General features: G+C 73.5%; 12 protein-coding genes. 3 read left to right on the top strand and 9 right to left on the bottom strand.

The window, feature by feature from the left end:
* The first annotated feature begins 2 nt into the window (after window positions 1-2).
* Together ACFYXC_RS01550 and ACFYXC_RS01555 are read left to right on the top strand one after the other, a co-directional pair.
* Entirely contained in the window at window positions 3-449 is a 447-nt protein-coding gene (locus tag ACFYXC_RS01550) for an acyl-CoA thioesterase (protein ID WP_389545569.1), read from the top strand.
* On the top strand, window positions 446-1144 hold the full coding sequence (locus ACFYXC_RS01555; protein WP_388909018.1) for a hypothetical protein: 699 nt from the start codon (window positions 446-448) through the stop codon (window positions 1142-1144). The genes ACFYXC_RS01550 and ACFYXC_RS01555 overlap by 4 nt, the downstream gene beginning before the upstream one ends.
* 292 nt (window positions 1145-1436) lie before the next feature.
* Here ACFYXC_RS01555 and ACFYXC_RS01560 read toward each other — a convergent pair whose 3' ends face one another.
* Window positions 1437-1991 carry a hypothetical protein gene (locus ACFYXC_RS01560; protein WP_389545572.1) on the bottom strand — a complete coding sequence of 185 codons (555 nt, stop codon included), beginning with the start codon at window positions 1989-1991 and terminating at the stop codon, window positions 1437-1439.
* A gap of 223 nt (window positions 1992-2214) precedes the next feature.
* Window positions 2215-2628 carry a globin gene (locus ACFYXC_RS01565; RefSeq protein ID WP_388909016.1) on the bottom strand — a complete coding sequence of 138 codons (414 nt, stop codon included), beginning with the start codon at window positions 2626-2628 and terminating at the stop codon, window positions 2215-2217.
* Between the two features lie 127 nt (window positions 2629-2755).
* Between ACFYXC_RS01565 and ACFYXC_RS01570 the strand changes: the two genes are divergently transcribed.
* Window positions 2756-3742 (top strand): methyltransferase domain-containing protein, encoded by a 987-nt coding sequence (locus ACFYXC_RS01570; protein ID WP_389545575.1) that lies wholly within the window; start codon window positions 2756-2758, stop codon window positions 3740-3742.
* A gap of 156 nt (window positions 3743-3898) precedes the next feature.
* On the opposite strand, the gene ACFYXC_RS01575 is transcribed toward ACFYXC_RS01570, so the two are convergent.
* The 7 genes from ACFYXC_RS01575 to ACFYXC_RS01605 form a co-directional block, all read right to left on the bottom strand.
* Window positions 3899-5347 carry an FHA domain-containing protein gene (locus ACFYXC_RS01575; RefSeq protein ID WP_389545578.1) on the bottom strand — a complete coding sequence of 483 codons (1449 nt, stop codon included), beginning with the start codon at window positions 5345-5347 and terminating at the stop codon, window positions 3899-3901.
* 69 nt (window positions 5348-5416) lie between these two features.
* On the bottom strand, window positions 5417-6763 hold the full coding sequence (locus ACFYXC_RS01580; protein ID WP_389545581.1) for a VWA domain-containing protein: 1347 nt from the start codon (window positions 6761-6763) through the stop codon (window positions 5417-5419).
* A gap of 161 nt (window positions 6764-6924) precedes the next feature.
* On the bottom strand, window positions 6925-8571 hold the full coding sequence (locus ACFYXC_RS01585) for a PP2C family serine/threonine-protein phosphatase (RefSeq protein ID WP_389545584.1): 1647 nt from the start codon (window positions 8569-8571) through the stop codon (window positions 6925-6927).
* 3 nt (window positions 8572-8574) lie between these two features.
* Window positions 8575-11214, bottom strand: coding sequence for a tetratricopeptide repeat protein (locus tag ACFYXC_RS01590; protein WP_389545587.1), 2640 nt, complete (start codon window positions 11212-11214; stop codon window positions 8575-8577).
* Window positions 11211-12533, bottom strand: a complete 1323-nt coding sequence (locus ACFYXC_RS01595; protein WP_389545590.1) for a hypothetical protein — start codon at window positions 12531-12533, stop codon at window positions 11211-11213. The genes ACFYXC_RS01590 and ACFYXC_RS01595 overlap by 4 nt, the downstream gene beginning before the upstream one ends.
* 93 nt (window positions 12534-12626) lie before the next feature.
* Window positions 12627-13643 (bottom strand): glutamate ABC transporter substrate-binding protein, encoded by a 1017-nt coding sequence (locus ACFYXC_RS01600; RefSeq protein ID WP_389545593.1) that lies wholly within the window; start codon window positions 13641-13643, stop codon window positions 12627-12629.
* 14 nt (window positions 13644-13657) lie between these two features.
* Window positions 13658-15112, bottom strand: coding sequence for a hypothetical protein (locus ACFYXC_RS01605; RefSeq protein ID WP_389545596.1), 1455 nt, complete (start codon window positions 15110-15112; stop codon window positions 13658-13660).
* Window positions 15113-15289 lie beyond the last annotated feature (177 nt).

Genomic DNA, 15289 nt, shown 5'->3' on the forward strand with positions numbered 1-15289 from the left:
TCTTGCGGCACATCTACCGCTGCCCGCTGCGCTGGGCGGACATGGACGCGTACGGCCACATCAACAACGTGGTCTTCCTCCGCTATCTGGAGGAGGCGCGCATCGACTTCCTGTTCCGCCCGGACAAGAATTTCCAGCAGGGGTCCGTGGTGGCGCGCCACGAGATCGACTACAAGCAGCAGTTGGTGCACCGGCACACACCGGTGGACATCGAGCTGTGGGTCACGCGGATAAGGGCGGCGTCGTTCACCGTCGCCTACGAGGTCAAGGACCCGGACCAGGTGTACGTGCGGGCCCAGACGGTCATCGTGCCGTTCGACTTCGAGGCGCAGCGGCCGCGTCGTCTCACCGCTGAGGAGCGCGAGTTCCTGGAGGAGTACACCGACGACAAGGGCGGCGGGAACGACACGAACGACGGGGCCGATCCCGCCGGGGCCGTCGCCGCATGACGTCCCTGCACCTCGACGACGCGGGGGAGGCGGCGGATCTCGCCGCCTTCCTGGCCCGGCTGATCCACTACGACCGCGCGGCCGCGGTGCGGCTGCAGGCGTCGGGCACGACGCTCGCGGTGTTCGGCCGGCCGCCGTCGTTCGAGGTGCTCGCGATCCGTACGGCACGGCTCGCCAAACCGTACGAGGACGGGCTGGACGTCCTCCTCGACGTGACGGTCTCGGCCGGTGAACTCCTGGAGTCCCTCGACGAGCCGGCGGCCACGGCGACCGTGCCCGCCGCCGTCACCGGACCGCCGTGGGCCGGGGTGCTGCCGCCCCGCGGTGGCTGGCGGCCCGAGCCGGGGCTGCCCGCGCCGGACGCGGTGCGCACGACGGTGGCGGCGGTGGTGGCCGAGTTCCGGTCGCGCATCGACGCGTTGCCGCCCGAGGGGCGTACGCGGTCCGCGCTCGACGGGATCGGGCGGGAGATCTGGTCCCGGCCGGTCGGGGACACCGCTCTCCCGGTACGGGCCGCACACGCGGCCCAGTCGCTGGGATTCCTGCGGCCCGCGCGCGGCCCCGCGGGCGCCGCCCCCGGCGAGGGCGCGCTGCGGCTGCTCTCCTCGGGCGCCTGGCTCAGGCTGCGCACGCCGTACGGGTCGGTCGCCGTGCGACGGGCGGGACTCGGGGCGCTGGACGTCAGCGTCCGCTGAGCGTCCCACCGGTCCGTCCACGGTTTCGTTTACGGCCTCGCCCACCGGTCCGTCCATGGGCCCGCCCTACGGTCCCGTCCACGGGGCCCGCGCACCCGTCCGTCCGAGTGCCCGCCCACTGGTCCATCCCCCGGCGTACCGGTGCGCTCTCAGTGGTGTTCGCGCGTGCCCGCAACAGCCGTGACCCGGCGGCTCGTTCGATGCTCAGGAGGCGGGCCACGAGCAGCAGCGCGTACCCGGCGAGCAGGGCCAGCTGCAGCGCGACGATCAGCAGCGTCGAACGGGACGAGGGTCAGCCGCGCCCCCGGTCCGAGCGCCAGCCGGCGCGCGGCGGTCTCGGGGAGGGCCACCTCGACCTCGCCGCCCCGCGACTGCCGCTGCCGTCGTCGCTGCCGCCGCCCGGGGCGCGGGGCGGGCGTCCCTCGGCCGGGCGCACCTGGGCCGGGTCGAGCGCCGCGAAGTGGGTGGGATCCGGGTCCTGCGAGCGGGCGTCCGGCCCCTGCGGGGACCTCGGCAGCGCGTACGGCCCCGACCGGGTCAGCGTCCGCGGCGTCACCGGCAGCCCGTCGAAGGTACGCCGGGCACCCTCCCGTACGGCCTGGTCGGCGGCCGCGCGCTCCCGCGGAGGGACGTCGGCCTTGACGGCCAGCGTCGTGGCCGCCGCGCTCCGCTTACCGGACGCGCCCGCCGACGGATCGAGGAGCGAGTGCCGCAGCGCCGCGTCACCGATGGCGCCCGAGTACGCGGTCGGGGTGGCCAGGACCGCCGTGGTCAGCAGGACGGTGAGCAGCGCGGCGGTCAGCAGCAGCCGGTGCGCCCGCGCCCGCAGAGGGACGAACCCCGTCACCCGGCCCCCGCCGTATCGCCGGACACCCCGGACCTCCGGCGATGTTGTCAGAGGGGACCGGCCACGGGAAAGCGCTTCAGGACCGGGTTCGACCGTATCGTGACCGGAATCCGACGACACGCGACCGGAATGCGCCCGTCAGTGTGCTGCTCGACTCCTGCCGCTCAACCTGCACTCGATCTTCCGCGCAACCCGCCGCTCAAGCTGCCACTCAACTTTCCGCTCAGCCTTCGGTGTTCACCATCGAAGCCGCCGCGTACGTCAGGTAGTTCCACAGCGTGTGCTCGTGCTCCTCGGAGAGACCGAGCTCGTCGACGGCGACCCGCATGTGCCGCAGCCACGCGTCGTGCGCCGCGCGGTCGACGGCGAAGGGGGCGTGCCGCATCCGCAGCCGGGGGTGGCCGCGGTTGTCGCTGTACGTGGTCGGGCCGCCCCAGTACTGGATCAGGAACAGCGTGAAGCGTTCCTCGGCCGGGCCCAGGTCCTCCTCGGGATACATGGGCCGCAGCAGCGGGTCCTCGGCGACACCCTCGTAGAACCGGTGCACCAGGCGCCGGAAGGTCTCCTCGCCGCCGACCTGCTCGTAGAAGGTCTGCTCCTGCAGCGTGCCGCGCCGTATCTCTGTCACACCGTCCATGGTCTCAGACCGGCCGACCGAGGACCTGAGGCTTAGGACCAGCGGTGCCGCCGGTGTCGGAGGGGGGATGCCGGATCGCCCGGTTCCGGCGCTCGCCTCCCGGGCCGTCCCGCAGCACAGTGGAGGTATGAGCGCGCGTGCCACCGATCACGGGCTCGACGACCTCGCCGCCGCGGCGCGGGCGGCGCTGGTGCGCGAGATCGACGCGAGCGGCGCCTGGGACGCCGACCCGGTCTGGCGGGAGGCGTTCGAGAGCGTCCCGCGTCACCTCTTCGTGCCGTACTACTACGTGGGCGCGCCGGGCGGCTACGAGCGCAGATGGGGCGAGGACCCGAGCGCGCGCCGGCGGGAGGAGTGGCTGCGCGGGGTGTACGCGGACGCCCCGCTGGCCACCCGGGTGCGCGACGGCGAACTGGTGTCGTCCAGCAGCCAGCCGTCCCTGATGGCGAAGATGCTGGTCGAGCTGGGGGTGCGGGACGGGGCCGCGGTCCTGGAGATCGGCGCCGGCACCGGCTACAACGCGGCGCTGCTCTCGCACCGGCTCGGCGGGGAACTGGTCACCACGGTCGACCTGGACCCGGAGATCACCGAGTCCGCCCGGCGGCACCTGGCCGTCGCCGGTTACCGTCCGGCCGTCGTCACCGGCGACGGAGCGTGCGGCTGCCCGGAGCGCGCCCCCTTCGACCGTGTCATCGCGACCTGCACGCTGAGTTCGATCCCGCGGTCCTGGCTCGCGCAGTGCCGTCCCGGCGCCCGGATCCTCGCGCCGTTCGCCACCGGTCTCGTCGTCCTGCGGGTACGGGATCCCGGGCATGCCGAGGGCCGCTTCCTGCACACGGCCGCCTACTTCGTGCCGCTGCGCGGCGGATCCCGGTCCGGGCGCGACGACCTGGACACGCCGCCGGCCGGCCTGCCGCGCCGGGCCAGGGGGCACGAACTGTTCCGCTTCCTGCTGACCCTGACCGCGGGCAGCCTCACCCCGGACGCGGCGCTCGCGCTGTGGGAGCGTGAGGACTGCCCGTCGCGGGAGCGGTACGGGATCACGGTCGCCGACGGGAACGCGTGGGCGTGGCTGGACGACCCGGAGGGGCCGTACACCTGGCCGCTGCCGTAGCCGTAGCCGTAGCCCGGCCGACCGGGGCCTTCGGGTACGTCCGGCCGCCGGGTACGTCCAGCCGTCGGGTCTGTCCGGGCCGGTGTCCTCCGGCCCGGGTGCCCCTCCGACCCGGTGTACGGCCCCGGTGCCGCGCTGCGGTGGCGGCGCCGGTGTCTAACCCCGCCGGACCGTGATCGTCGTCCAGGCGCCCACGTGCACCCGGTCGCCGTCCTGGAGCGGTACGGGGACGAAGGGCTGGATGGGCTCCTCGGCGCCGTTGACCGTGGTGCCGTTGGTGGAGTTCTGGTCGACGACCGCCCAGCCGCCGTCCGGCTGCTGCACGAGGACCGCGTGCTGGTGCGAGACGCCCGGGTCCTCCGGCGGCACCGACAGGTCGATGTCCGGGGTGTCGCCCGTGGAGTGGCGGCGGCGGCCGATCGTGACCTGGTTGCCGCTGAGCGGACGCTGCTGTTCCGGTGAGTACGCGGGCAGGTTCAGCCCCGCCGCCTCCGGGCCCGACCGCTGCATCATCGCCATGAAGTAGTCACGGTCGGGGCCGATCGTGATGCTCCAGGCCGACGGTTGCTGTTGCTGCTGCTGGTATCCGGGAGGCGCCTGCGTCGAGCCCGGCTGCGGATAGCCGTAGCCGCCGCCCGGGCCGCCACCGGGTCCGGGCGGGCCGCCGGGGCCGCCCGACGGAGGGGAGATCACCCAGTCGTCCTCGCCGCCGCCGAAGGACGGGCCGCCCGGTGCCTGCGGGCGCCCGGTCTCCCGCGGGTACCCGGGCGGGGCGGGCGGACCCGCCTGCTGGAACCCCTGCGGGGCATGAGGGCCGCCGGGACCGCCTGGACCGTTCGGGCCGCCGGGGCCGTTGGGGCCCCCGTACCCGCTTTGGCCGCCTTGACCACCAGGGCCACCCTGCGCACCGGGGCCATCGGGGCCACCGGGGCCGTTCGGGCCGCCGGGGCCAGGGGGGAAGCCGTAGCCGCCCTGGGCGCCGGGACCGCCGAATCCACCGGGGCCGCCAGGGCCTCCCGGTCCTCCGGGGCTCGTGCCGCCGGGCCCCTGCTGCCGCGGGCCCGGCCTCGACGGGTCACCCGGGAAACCCGGGGGTTCCTCGCCGAAGGGCGGGATCGGTTCCGCGGGCCGGTTCATCTGCGAGGGCCGGGAGCCCTGGTAGTCGAATCCGCCGTGGGTGGGACCGGACTGTCCGGGCGGCGCCTGCTGCTGGAAGCGGTGGGCCGGGTTCCCCCCGCCGGGACCGCCGGGACCGCCGGGACCGCCGGGACCGCCGGGGCCGGGACCACCGGGGCCGGGTCCGGACGGGCGCGGCGCGGCCGGGGTGTACGAGGTCGCGGTGTTCGTCAGGTAGTTCCACCGGCACTGCTCGCAGAACGGTGCCCCGCCCTCCCGCGGGGTACGGCACTGCGGGCACAGCTCGGCCTCGGGCGCCGGGTCCGGCACCGCGGAGAGATGGGGACGGCCGCCGGGCGGGGGATAGCCGTAACCGGCCGCCGGGGGCGGTGGCGGAGGGGGCGGGGGCACGGCACCGGCCATGCGGTGACCGCAGACCTCGCACCAGTCGTCGGAACCCGACTGGTGTCCGTTCGGGCAGGTCGGCATGTCGGCGCTTCCCCCTCTCCTGTTCCGGCCCCCGGGGACCGTACATCGTGCAAACGCGTACGTACCGCTCTACTTCTTCACGCGAACCGTCTTCGTGGACCGTGTCTCGAGAGTCATCTCGTCGGCCTCCGCGACCTTCGCCTTCAATCGCACAGTACCTGCCGCGGCGTCGACCACGTCCACCACCTTCGCAAGCAGTTTCGCCGTATCCGCGTTTCCGGAGGCACTCGCGAGCTGAACCGCCCGTCCCAGTTTGGCCGTTGCCCCGTCGGCATCTCCCGCTTTGCGGGCGTCCAGACCCTGTTGGATGACTTGTGCCAGTTCCGCCTGCCCCGTGTAGTGCGCCACCTGCGGATTGATCGACGTGGACGCCGCCATGTCGTCGGTCCACACGGCCCGTACGAGCCCCTGGGCGCCCAGGGGCTGGGCGCTGCCGTCACCCTGCGGGATCACCAGGGACACCCGGGCGGCGAGCATCTCCTGCCCGAGGTCGGCCTCGGGCACCTCCACGCACACGTGGTAGTCGCGGGACTCGTCCCCCCAGGACCCCGTGGGGTAGTCCCCGGCGCGCGGGCCCGCCTCGATGCGGCGGTCGGTCAGCTGCTCGACCGTGGGCGCGACCTGCTTGACGAACTTGATCGAGGTGCCGACCGGGGTCCACAGCCGCAGCGCGACGTCCGCGACCTCCTTGCCCATGGCCGTCTCCATCATCTGCGTGAAGTCGGCGGACAGGCCCGCGGGATCGGCCACGATGTCGGCGGTGCCGAGCAGCGCCGACGCGATGGCCGTGACCTCCTTCACCTCCCAGTCCGTGCCGACGCCCCGCGCGTCGGCGGTGAACCGCCCCGCGGAGGCGTCCAGGGCCGCCTTCAGGTCCTCGGGCGACTCGTGTTCGTTGCGGCCGTCGGTGAGCACGATGCCGTGCCGGATGGTGACGTCCACCGAGGACAGCAGCCGGTCGGCCAGCTTCAGCCAGGTGCCGATCGCGGTGCCGCCGCCCGCGCTGAGCCTGCGCAGCGACTGCTTCGCCTGCTCACGGGTCCGCGCGTCGGCCACGGCCAGTTCACCGTTGCCCGGGTAGACCTCCTTGGCCACATGCGTCCCGCCGATCACCGCGAAGTGCACGCCGTCCCGCAGGGCGTCGATCGCGGCGGCCGTCGCGTCCCTGGCGCCGCGCATCTTCGTCGGCGGGTAGTCCATGGACCCCGAACAGTCGACCATGATCGCCACGGCCGCGTCCGGGCCCTGCCCCGGTGTGTACAGATGGGGTGCCGCCACGGCACTCCCGATCGTGCCGCCGCCGGTGGAGGTGACCGTCACGATCGCGTTGACCTCGCGGCCGCCCTCCGGCAGGTACTCGTTCTGGTAGACCTCCACCGAGAACTGCGGCACGTTCGACTTCGAGAAATTGGCCATGCCTTCTCTGCTCCCCCTCAGGACTCCCACAGGTCGTGGGCGATGTCGGTAGGCGGACCGGTCCCCTCCGGCCCTGGCCGCCCGAGGCCGTCACGGTCCCTGACGTTCCTGTCGCCTCTGCCGTCTCTGCCGTCTCTACCGTTTCGTACCGCTTGGGCCTCTCAGGCCGATCCTGCCCCCTGCGGCGGTGCCGGGAACGGAAGGACGGCCACTGTTACGTTGTCGTGGCCCCCGCCGTCCAGGGCGTGGCCCACCAGGACCTGGGCGCTGTGCAGCGGCCGGTCCGCCGCGTCGGGCGGGATGACCTCGGCCATCTCCTCCGCGCCCTCCGCGTAGTTCCACAGCCCGTCGGTGCACACCACCACCACACCCGGCCGGTCGGGCTTGAAGGAGGCGGTGTGCGGCTCCAGTTCGTACGCGTCGGCCCCGAGCCAGCCCGTGATGGCGTGGGCGCGGTCGTCCGCGTACGCCTCCGCCTCGCTCATCAGGCCCGCGGCGACCATCTGGGCCGCCCAGGAGTCGTCCTCGGTGAGCCGGGCCGGCGGTGCGGAGCGGTCCACGGGCACCCAGTAGGCGCGGCTGTCGCCGACCCAGCCGATGATCAGCAGGCTGGGGGTGACGACGGCGCCGACGATGGTGCAGGCCGGGGCGTTGACGTGCGGCTGGTGCTCGTGGGCTGCCGGGGTGCGGTCCGCCAGGGAGTTGACCGCCTCGGAGGCCGCGAGGATCGCGTCGTGCATGGCCTGCTGCGGGTGGGTGCCGCGGGGCAGGACCGCCAGGAGCGACTCGATGGCCGCGCGGGAGGCGGCCAGGGACGCCTCGTCGGGACGGGTCGCCGAGGAGACGCCGTCGCAGACGATGGCGACGACCGCGGGGGAGCCGTCGGAGAGCGTGGTCGAGGACACGGTGAAGGCGTCCTCGTTGCGGTGGTGGCGCAGCCCGCGGTCACTGACCGCGGCGACCGCGTCCAGTTCCTGTTCCATGTGGTCGCGCTCACGCGGCTGCGCGTGCCCGCAGTTCTCGCAGTAGCCGTCCCGGTCGACCTGGCCCGCCCGGCACGCCACGCAGACCTTCAGGCCCGCGGGGGGCGTCGCGGGGCCGGCCGTCCGCGGATCGGCCGGCGGTACCTCGGGCGGCAGCGGCGCGGCGAGCGGGTACTCGTCGGGCTCCGCCCCGGCACGGGCCGGCGCCTCCTTCGGCGGGCCGGCCGCCGCACCGGCCGCCGCACCGGCCGCCGCACCGGCCGCCGCACCGGCCGGGGAGCCGCCCGGCCCCCAGGCGGAGGCGTCCGCCGACGTGCCGGCCGACGCGTGCGACGAGGAGTGCGGCGACACGGGCACCGGAGTGTGCGACGCCGGCACCGAGACGTGCGGCGAGGCGTGTGGCGGCTCGGGCGCCCGTCCGGGGGGCGGCGGCTGCGCATGTGCGTGAGCCGCCGCACGGGCGGGCGGCGCGGGGGGTGCCGAGGCCGTCGGTCCCGCATACGGCGCCGCGACCGGCTGGGCCGGCCGGTCGAACCGTACGCCGGGGCTCTCGGAACCGCCCGACTCCCGGCCCTCCAGGTCCGTCGGCAGGACCATGGCCGCCGGTGTGTCCGAACCGGCCGGTTCGGGCGCGACCGGCCAGTCCACGGCCGCCGCGGCCGACGGGGGCCGCGGCGCCGAGCCGTTCATGGTGATCGTGGGGTGGTCGTCCGGCGGCGCGGGTACGGCCGACAGGTCGTACCCGCACGCACCGCAGAAGCGGTCTCCCGACTCCAGCGGTTCCTCACAGCTGGGGCAGGCGGCCAGTTGGGGCATCTGCGACATGAATTACACCCACGTCCGGGGGCGGTAGCGGTTGGCGCGCTCCACCAGTTCGATCCTCTCCTCGCCACCTGTGGCGAGCCGGGCCAGTGTCCGGTACGAACGCTCCAGACCGAAACGCAGGCCCCGCTCGTCCAGGTCGCTGCCGAGCAGTACGGTCCGCGCACCGGTGGCCGGTGGGGCGGAACCCTGGATACCGGAGAGTACCCAGTCCAGGGCGCAGCCAAGGACCTCTGTGGACAACTGCTCGCGGCGCACCGGGTCCAGGCCGTACGCGCGCAGGGCCTCGACCTGGGCCGCGGCCGAGGTCAGGTCGTCCAGGAACGGCGTCCCGGGAAGCCCCGCCCCGGCCGGCCCCTGCTGGGGCACCGACGCGCCCGGCGCTCCCGGGGCGGGCGGCGCAACCCCCGCCAGCCGCTGCCGCAGCCGGGCCCGCACGGCGGCGACCCGCGCCGCCGTGTAGTGGATCGACGCCTCAGGCACCGACTCCAGCGTCCGTACGGCACCGGTCCTGTCGCCCGCCGCGAGCTGGACGCGGGCCAGCCCGAACGCGCTGCTCACATAGCTCGGGTCGGTCGTCCACACCAGCCGGTAGTACTCGGCGGCGTTGTCCAGCTGTCCGAGGACCTCCGCGCACAGGCCGAGGGCCAGCTTGGGCGCGGGCTCCCCGGGGAAGGCGTCGTAGATCGCGTCGAAGGACACCGCCGCGACCTCGTGGTCGCCGGTCGCCAGCGCCGCCACGCCCCGGTACCAGACCACCCGCCAGTCGTCGGGATGGTCCGCCTCCAGGGCTTCGAGCGTCCTGGTCGCGAGGTCGCTCTCGCCCATCTCCAGCCGGGCCCGCAGCTCCCGCAGCCGCAGCTCCAGGGAGCCGGCGGGCGCGGTGCGCAGCGCCGTGATCAGCTCCGCGGGCGCCGATGTCATGAGCCCCGCCAGGAATCCGGCGTTCGGGTCGCCGGGGTCGACGTGGGGGACCGGCAGCGCGAGTCCGGCGGCCGCGGTGTCGAGCGGCTTGACGAGGGCGGCCGGGACGGCCGGGGCCGCCGGGTGACCGTTCGAGCCGGCCGGCAGCGCCGGTGCGGATCTCTTCTCCCGCACGGGCACGGTCCGGACCCCGAGCCGCGACACGTCCCCTTCCAGGGCGCCGAACAACTCCGTGTCCGTCACCCGCAGTTCGGGTCCGAACAAGGTGGACAGCGAGGGGCGCGCCCGTCCCGTCTGCACGGCGACGACCTCGCGCAGCACCCCCGTGAGCTGCTCGGCCATCTCCTGCGCGGAGGCGAACCGGCGCGCCGGATCGGGGTCGGTGGCCCGCACGAGCAGCCGGTAGAACGACTCGTAGGTGCGGAAGACCTCGATGTTGTCCGGGTCGGGCAGGGAGTCCACGAACACGTTCGTGTAGCCCTGGAAGTCGAAGGTCAGCACCGCCAGCGTGCGGGCGACGGTGTAGAGGTCGGAGGCGACCGAGGGGCCGGCGTCGGCGACCTCGGGGGCCTGGTAGCCGACCGTGCCGTAGATGGCCGACTCGTCGTCGTCCATCCTGCGCACGGCGCCCATGTCGATCAGCTTGAGCTGGTCCTCGGTCTGTATCGCGTTGTCGACCTTGAAGTCGCAGTACAGGAGGTTGCGGCTGTGCAGGTGCCCGAGCGCCTCCAGCGCCTCGATGCCGTACGCGCACGCCTGCTCGACCGGCAGCGGGTCGCGCTTGCCCAGCGCGTCGCGGCGGCCGTTGGCGATCTCCTTGAGGGACTTGCCGCCGACGTACTCCATGACGATGTAGCCGTCGAGGGAACCGGTGCGCTGGTCGAGGTGCTCCACGAAGTTGTAGATCCGCACGATGTTCGCGTGCTCGATCTCGGCGAGGAAGCGCCGCTCCGAGATCGCCGCGGCCATGGCGTCCTGGTCGCCCGTGTCGAGGAGGCCCTTGAGGACCACCCAGCGGTCGGACACCGCCCGGTCGACGGCGAGGTAGACCCAGCCGAGCCCGCCGTGCGCGAGACAGCCCACGACCTCGTACTGGCCGTGCACGATGTCGCCGGTCTGCAGTTTCGGCACGAACGAGTACGGGTGGCCGCACTTGGTGCAGAACCCCTCCGTGCGTCCGGCACGCTCACCGCGCGAACGTCCCACCGGCGCACCGCAGTCGGAGCGCGAGCAGAATCGCTTCCGCTCCGGGACCTCGGGGTTCTCCTGCACCATGGCGCGCGGGTCGGGCCGCGGTACGCCCGGGACCTGTACGAGACCCACCCCGAGCCGGCCGCGGGCCGTGGTGCCGGCCGCCGAGCCGGAGCTGCGCACCGACACCGAGCGGCCCGTCGACCGCCCCGAGACGGAGCGCGAGAGACGGCCCGACACCGAACGCCGGGACTGCGCCGACCGCGACGACGAGCGGGAGGAGGCGCGGGAGCTGGAGCGCGAACTGCCGCTGCCCGAACCCCGCGAGCCCTTGCCGCCCGCCGTGATCCCGGTCGGCGGTGAGCCGACCATGCCGGTCGGCGAGACGACCGGCGCCAGACCGCAGGTGTCGCAGTACAGCTCACCGCCGCCCATGTCCTCGTACGACCCCGTGCAACCGGGCCGCTGGCACGGTTTCTGTAGGCTCTGCTGACTCTGTCGGCTCTGCTGCTTCTCGTCCGGCTGACTCATGACTCCCCCCTCCGGTCCTGTGGTCCCCCGTGGCCGGGGACCCTCGGCACCAGCAGTTCGGCCGCCGCCTGCTGGTAGCGCAGCACCGCCTGTTCCGCCACCCGCAGATCGCAGGGCGCGCTCCACAGCATGCGGCGCGCCGCGTCGTACCGCTCGACGAGCAGCGGGTCCTCGGCGAAGCCGTGCCGCGCGACCTTCGCCTTGTACGCGTCGAGCCGGCCGCGCAGCTCCGCACGGACCGCGAGCGGCGCGGTGACCGCCGTCAACGACTCGCGGGCCCGCAGCAGTTCGTCCTCGGCCTTCTCCTCCAGGGACTCCAGGAGCGGCGAGAGGCGGTGCCACTGCGCGTGCCTGCGGTACTCGGAGGCCATCGCCAGCTGCTCCTGCAGCGCGGTCGGCGGGCCGCTCACCGCGGGCACCTCGGACGCGGCGATCTTCGCCAGTACTTCGCCACGCGCGCTCCTCGCCTCGGCCAGCGTGCGGTCCGCGCGGCTCAGCACGTCCCGCAGCCGCACCAGCCGCGCCTCCGCGTCCTGCCGCACGGTCAGCACGGCGTCGATCTCGCGGCGCACCTCTTCCAGGGCGCGCGCCTCCCGGTCGTAGCGGGTCGTGTCCGGACGTCCGCCGCCCGGCGCCGAACTGCCCTGCGCGGGTGTCCAGAAGGCCAGCGGGTCGGACACCACCTGCTCGCGCAGGGCCGTCAGCGTGCGGGTGATCCGCTCCAGGTCGTCCCCCGAGGGGTGTTCACCGGGCCGTACGCCCACGGAGTGCGCGAGCCGGCGGGTGCGCTGCAACTCCGCGGCCAGCAGGTCGATCCGGGCGGGCAGCGCCGACCACACCGCGTCGGCCGCGACGACCATGTCCAGCGAGGACGCGTACAACTCGTTCATCCGCTCGACGAGTTCGGCGAGGGTGAAGCGCTCGCTGAGCCTGCCCGTGCCCGCCATCGTGGGGGCGGCCGCCGTGGCGGAGGTGCCGCCGGCCACCGTGACGCTCTCGCCGCGCAGGAGTTCCGTCAGTTCCACGAGGTCGTCGCGGCTCGACCAGCGCCGGCGGGAGCGGATCTGCCGCGCGGAGCGCAGCGCGTCCGCGTACGCGTCGAAGTACGTCCAGAGCAGGGTGATCGACGCCTCGGCGGTCTCCCAGCGTTCCTTGGTGGTGCCCGTGAGCTCGGCGCCTTCGAGGAGTCTGCGGCCCGCGTGGTCCTGCAGGGCGAGGAGCGAGGTCTCGATGGCCTCGTGCTCCGCGCCGAGCCGCGACAGCGCACGGTCCACCTCGTCCCGGTCCAGTACCGGCCCGGATGGTCCCGCGACGCCCATCGATCACCCCTCGTCTCGTGTTGCCTGCGCTGCTTGTCCGTCTCGGAGCGAAACTGCCGGAACTGCCGGAACGTCACGCCTACTCGTGCGTGACTACTTGTAGGTGACCGGCGGCGGCCCGCCGGACTTGCCGAGCGTCCCGCGGAGCCACTCGCCGTATGACGCCTGCCACTTGTCCTTGCGGTAGTCCACCAGTATCGCGTTGACCCGGCGGATCAGGTCGTCGGCGCCGGTCTTCTTCATCGCGACGCCGTAGTACTCCTCGGTGAACGGCTCGCCCTTGAGCTGGACCGTCGGGTCCTGGGCGGCCTGGCTCGCGGCGAGGGCGCCGTCGGTGACGACGGCGTCGACCTCGCCGAGCTGCAGCCGCACCAGACAGTCGAGCTGGTTCGGCACGGTGTGCTCCTCGAAGTCGGCGGACGCGGCGAGTGTCCCGTCGGCCCTGCCCTTCTCCAGTGCCTCCAGTGCCGTGGAGCCCTTCGCCGCGCAGATCCTCTTCTTCGCCAGCGACCCGTCGTACCCGGTGATCGCGGATCCCTTCGGCGCGAGCACCTGCTGGCCGGTCTTGAAGTAGGGCGAGGAGAACGCCACCTGGTCCAGCCGGGTGCAGCTGATCGACATGGTGCGCACCACCATGTCGACCTCGCCCCGCTGGATCGCCGGAACGCGTTCGATGGTCGGGACGGCACGGAAGGTGATCTTCTTCTCGTCGCCGAGGATGTCCTTGGCGATCGCGCGCGCGAGGTCGATGTCGAAGCCCTCCAGATCGGCCTTCTTCGACGCGCTGTTCGGATCGCGGTAACCCCAGCGGTAGCTGTTCTGGTCGACGCCGACGATCAGGGAGCCACGCTCGACGATCTTCCGCACCGCCGCGCCGTTCCGGGTGCCGGAGTCCGGCGCCAGGCTCTGGTCCTGCGGAGCGGGGCAGTCCTCGTCCGCGGTCTGCTCCCCACGGGCCACGCCCCGCCCGGCACGGTCCGAGGCGTCGTCCTCGCGCGACTGGGCCACCGGCAGCAGCAGGGCGAAGACCGCCGCCAGGGCACAGACGACCGCCATGGCACCCACCCCGCCCCAGCCCTTCAGGCTGGCTCGCAAACGCCGTGCGTTCATCGTCATGCCCCCTCTCACCGGTACTCCGAAAGCCTGCGTCCGATACCGAGGACCGCGCCGGCCGCGGCCAGCACCCCGAGCAGCGCGGCGCCCACCACGAGGCCGTCCATCGCGCTCCGGCCGTCACCGGCCGCCCGCCGGAACTCGGCCCGCTCGTGCGTGAGCGCGAGCGCGAGGTTCTTGTCCACGCTCTCGAAGCACTCGCCGGTCGGCTCCTTGTCGGGGGTGCCGATCACCTTGTCGAGCGCCGCCTGGTAGTTGCCCAGCCTGTCCTCGTCGCGGGCTTCCCGGTGGCGTTCCTTCCAGACCTCCATGTTGCCCGTCGCGGCCTCGACCGGCCGCACGCCCGCGCTGTCGTCGGCGAGGTCCTCGGCGGCGGCCAGTTTCACGGTGAGGTCCTTCATCTGCCGCTGGAAGTCGTAGTCGTACGCGTCCACGGTCCTCTTGTCGGCGCCCGTGCCCACTTCCCTGGTCTCCGCACCGCGGGAGACCAGGGTGAGGTTCTCGTTGGCGCGTGCCTTGATCGAGGCGATCCGGGCGTCGTTCAGCGTGTTCAGCGAACGGACCCCGTGGTCGTACGAGTCGTTCAGCCCGGCGCGCGCGACGGTGTGCCCGACGACCAGCCAGAGCAGGACGACCGTGGTGGCGGCCGTGGCGGCGGCCATGCCGTGGTTCAGCACGCGGTTCGTCCGGCGGTAGTTGCGGCGCTGGGCCCACACGAGAGCGCCGATGGCGACGACACCCGCGCCGATCGCGATCCACGGGTAGGGCGTCGCGTCGTCGTAGTCGGAACGCAGCCGCTCGTTCTCCACCTTGTAGAGCCGCTCGGCGTCCTCCAGCATCACCTGCATCTTGGAGTTCGCGTAGCGCAGGTAGGCGCCCCCGAGGGGATAGCCCTGGCGGTTGTTGGCGCGGGCCCGCTCGACCAGGCCCTTGTACTCCGGGAGCATCTTGTTGAGCTCGGTGATGGTCTTCGCCGAGGTGGACCCGGGCCGGGAGTTGGCCGCGGCCGTCACCAGCTTGTCCGCGGCCAGGCTGATGTTCTCCTCGTACCCCTCGCGGGACCTGGCGGTCTCCTGGCCGCCCGCGAGGAAGCCGCTGGACGCGGCCGTGTTGGCGTCGGCGAGGGAGCGGTAGATGTCCGCCGCGTCGGCGCTCAGCGGCTGGCTGCTGTGCAGCACGTCGTCCGCCGCGGTCGAACGTTCCGTCATCTCCCAGGCGGTGACCGCCCCGAACGCGACGACGAGGACGGCGAGAGCGGCGCCGATGATGCGCAGCCGTCCCGGCTCGGTGGTCGCCGCGGCCCGCAGCCGGTCGACGCCCTCCGCCCACGCCGTGCGCCGCGGGGGCACGGGGTCGGGCACATCCGGGTTCCGCGGCCCCGGCGGCGGAACCTGCGGCGGGACCGCGGGCGGCGTGCTCGCCGGTGCTCCCGGTGGCGCCGCGGTGCCCTGCTGCTGACGTGTCACCTGACCTCCCCCATGGTCATCGCCGGTCACCCCCGCCCGGCTCCAGGAAGCACGGGAAGAGACGCCACGGCCGCAAGTATCGCCGCCGGGACGGGTATCCGCACCAGCCTTGACTCGATCTTGTACGGATTGCGCCCCGGCGAAGATCCCGCACCACCCCTGCTCATGAATACGCCA

Origin of the sequence: Streptomyces sp. NPDC002701 (assembly GCF_042889045.1) — a bacterium.
Taxonomy (GTDB): Bacteria; Actinomycetota; Actinomycetes; order Streptomycetales; family Streptomycetaceae; genus Streptomyces.

Coding starts and splice junctions, on each gene's coding strand:
- ACFYXC_RS01555 (WP_388909018.1), top strand. CDS start 446: ATGACGTCCCTGCACCTCGACGACGCGGGGGAGGCGGCGGATCTCGCC.
- ACFYXC_RS01595 (WP_389545590.1), bottom strand. CDS start 12,533: ATGGGCGTCGCGGGACCATCCGGGCCGGTACTGGACCGGGACGAGGTG.
- ACFYXC_RS01565 (WP_388909016.1), bottom strand. CDS start 2,628: ATGGACGGTGTGACAGAGATACGGCGCGGCACGCTGCAGGAGCAGACC.
- ACFYXC_RS01600 (WP_389545593.1), bottom strand. CDS start 13,643: ATGAACGCACGGCGTTTGCGAGCCAGCCTGAAGGGCTGGGGCGGGGTG.
- ACFYXC_RS01590 (WP_389545587.1), bottom strand. CDS start 11,214: ATGAGTCAGCCGGACGAGAAGCAGCAGAGCCGACAGAGTCAGCAGAGC.
- ACFYXC_RS01575 (WP_389545578.1), bottom strand. CDS start 5,347: ATGCCGACCTGCCCGAACGGACACCAGTCGGGTTCCGACGACTGGTGC.
- ACFYXC_RS01585 (WP_389545584.1), bottom strand. CDS start 8,571: ATGTCGCAGATGCCCCAACTGGCCGCCTGCCCCAGCTGTGAGGAACCG.
- ACFYXC_RS01580 (WP_389545581.1), bottom strand. CDS start 6,763: ATGGCCAATTTCTCGAAGTCGAACGTGCCGCAGTTCTCGGTGGAGGTC.
- ACFYXC_RS01570 (WP_389545575.1), top strand. CDS start 2,756: ATGAGCGCGCGTGCCACCGATCACGGGCTCGACGACCTCGCCGCCGCG.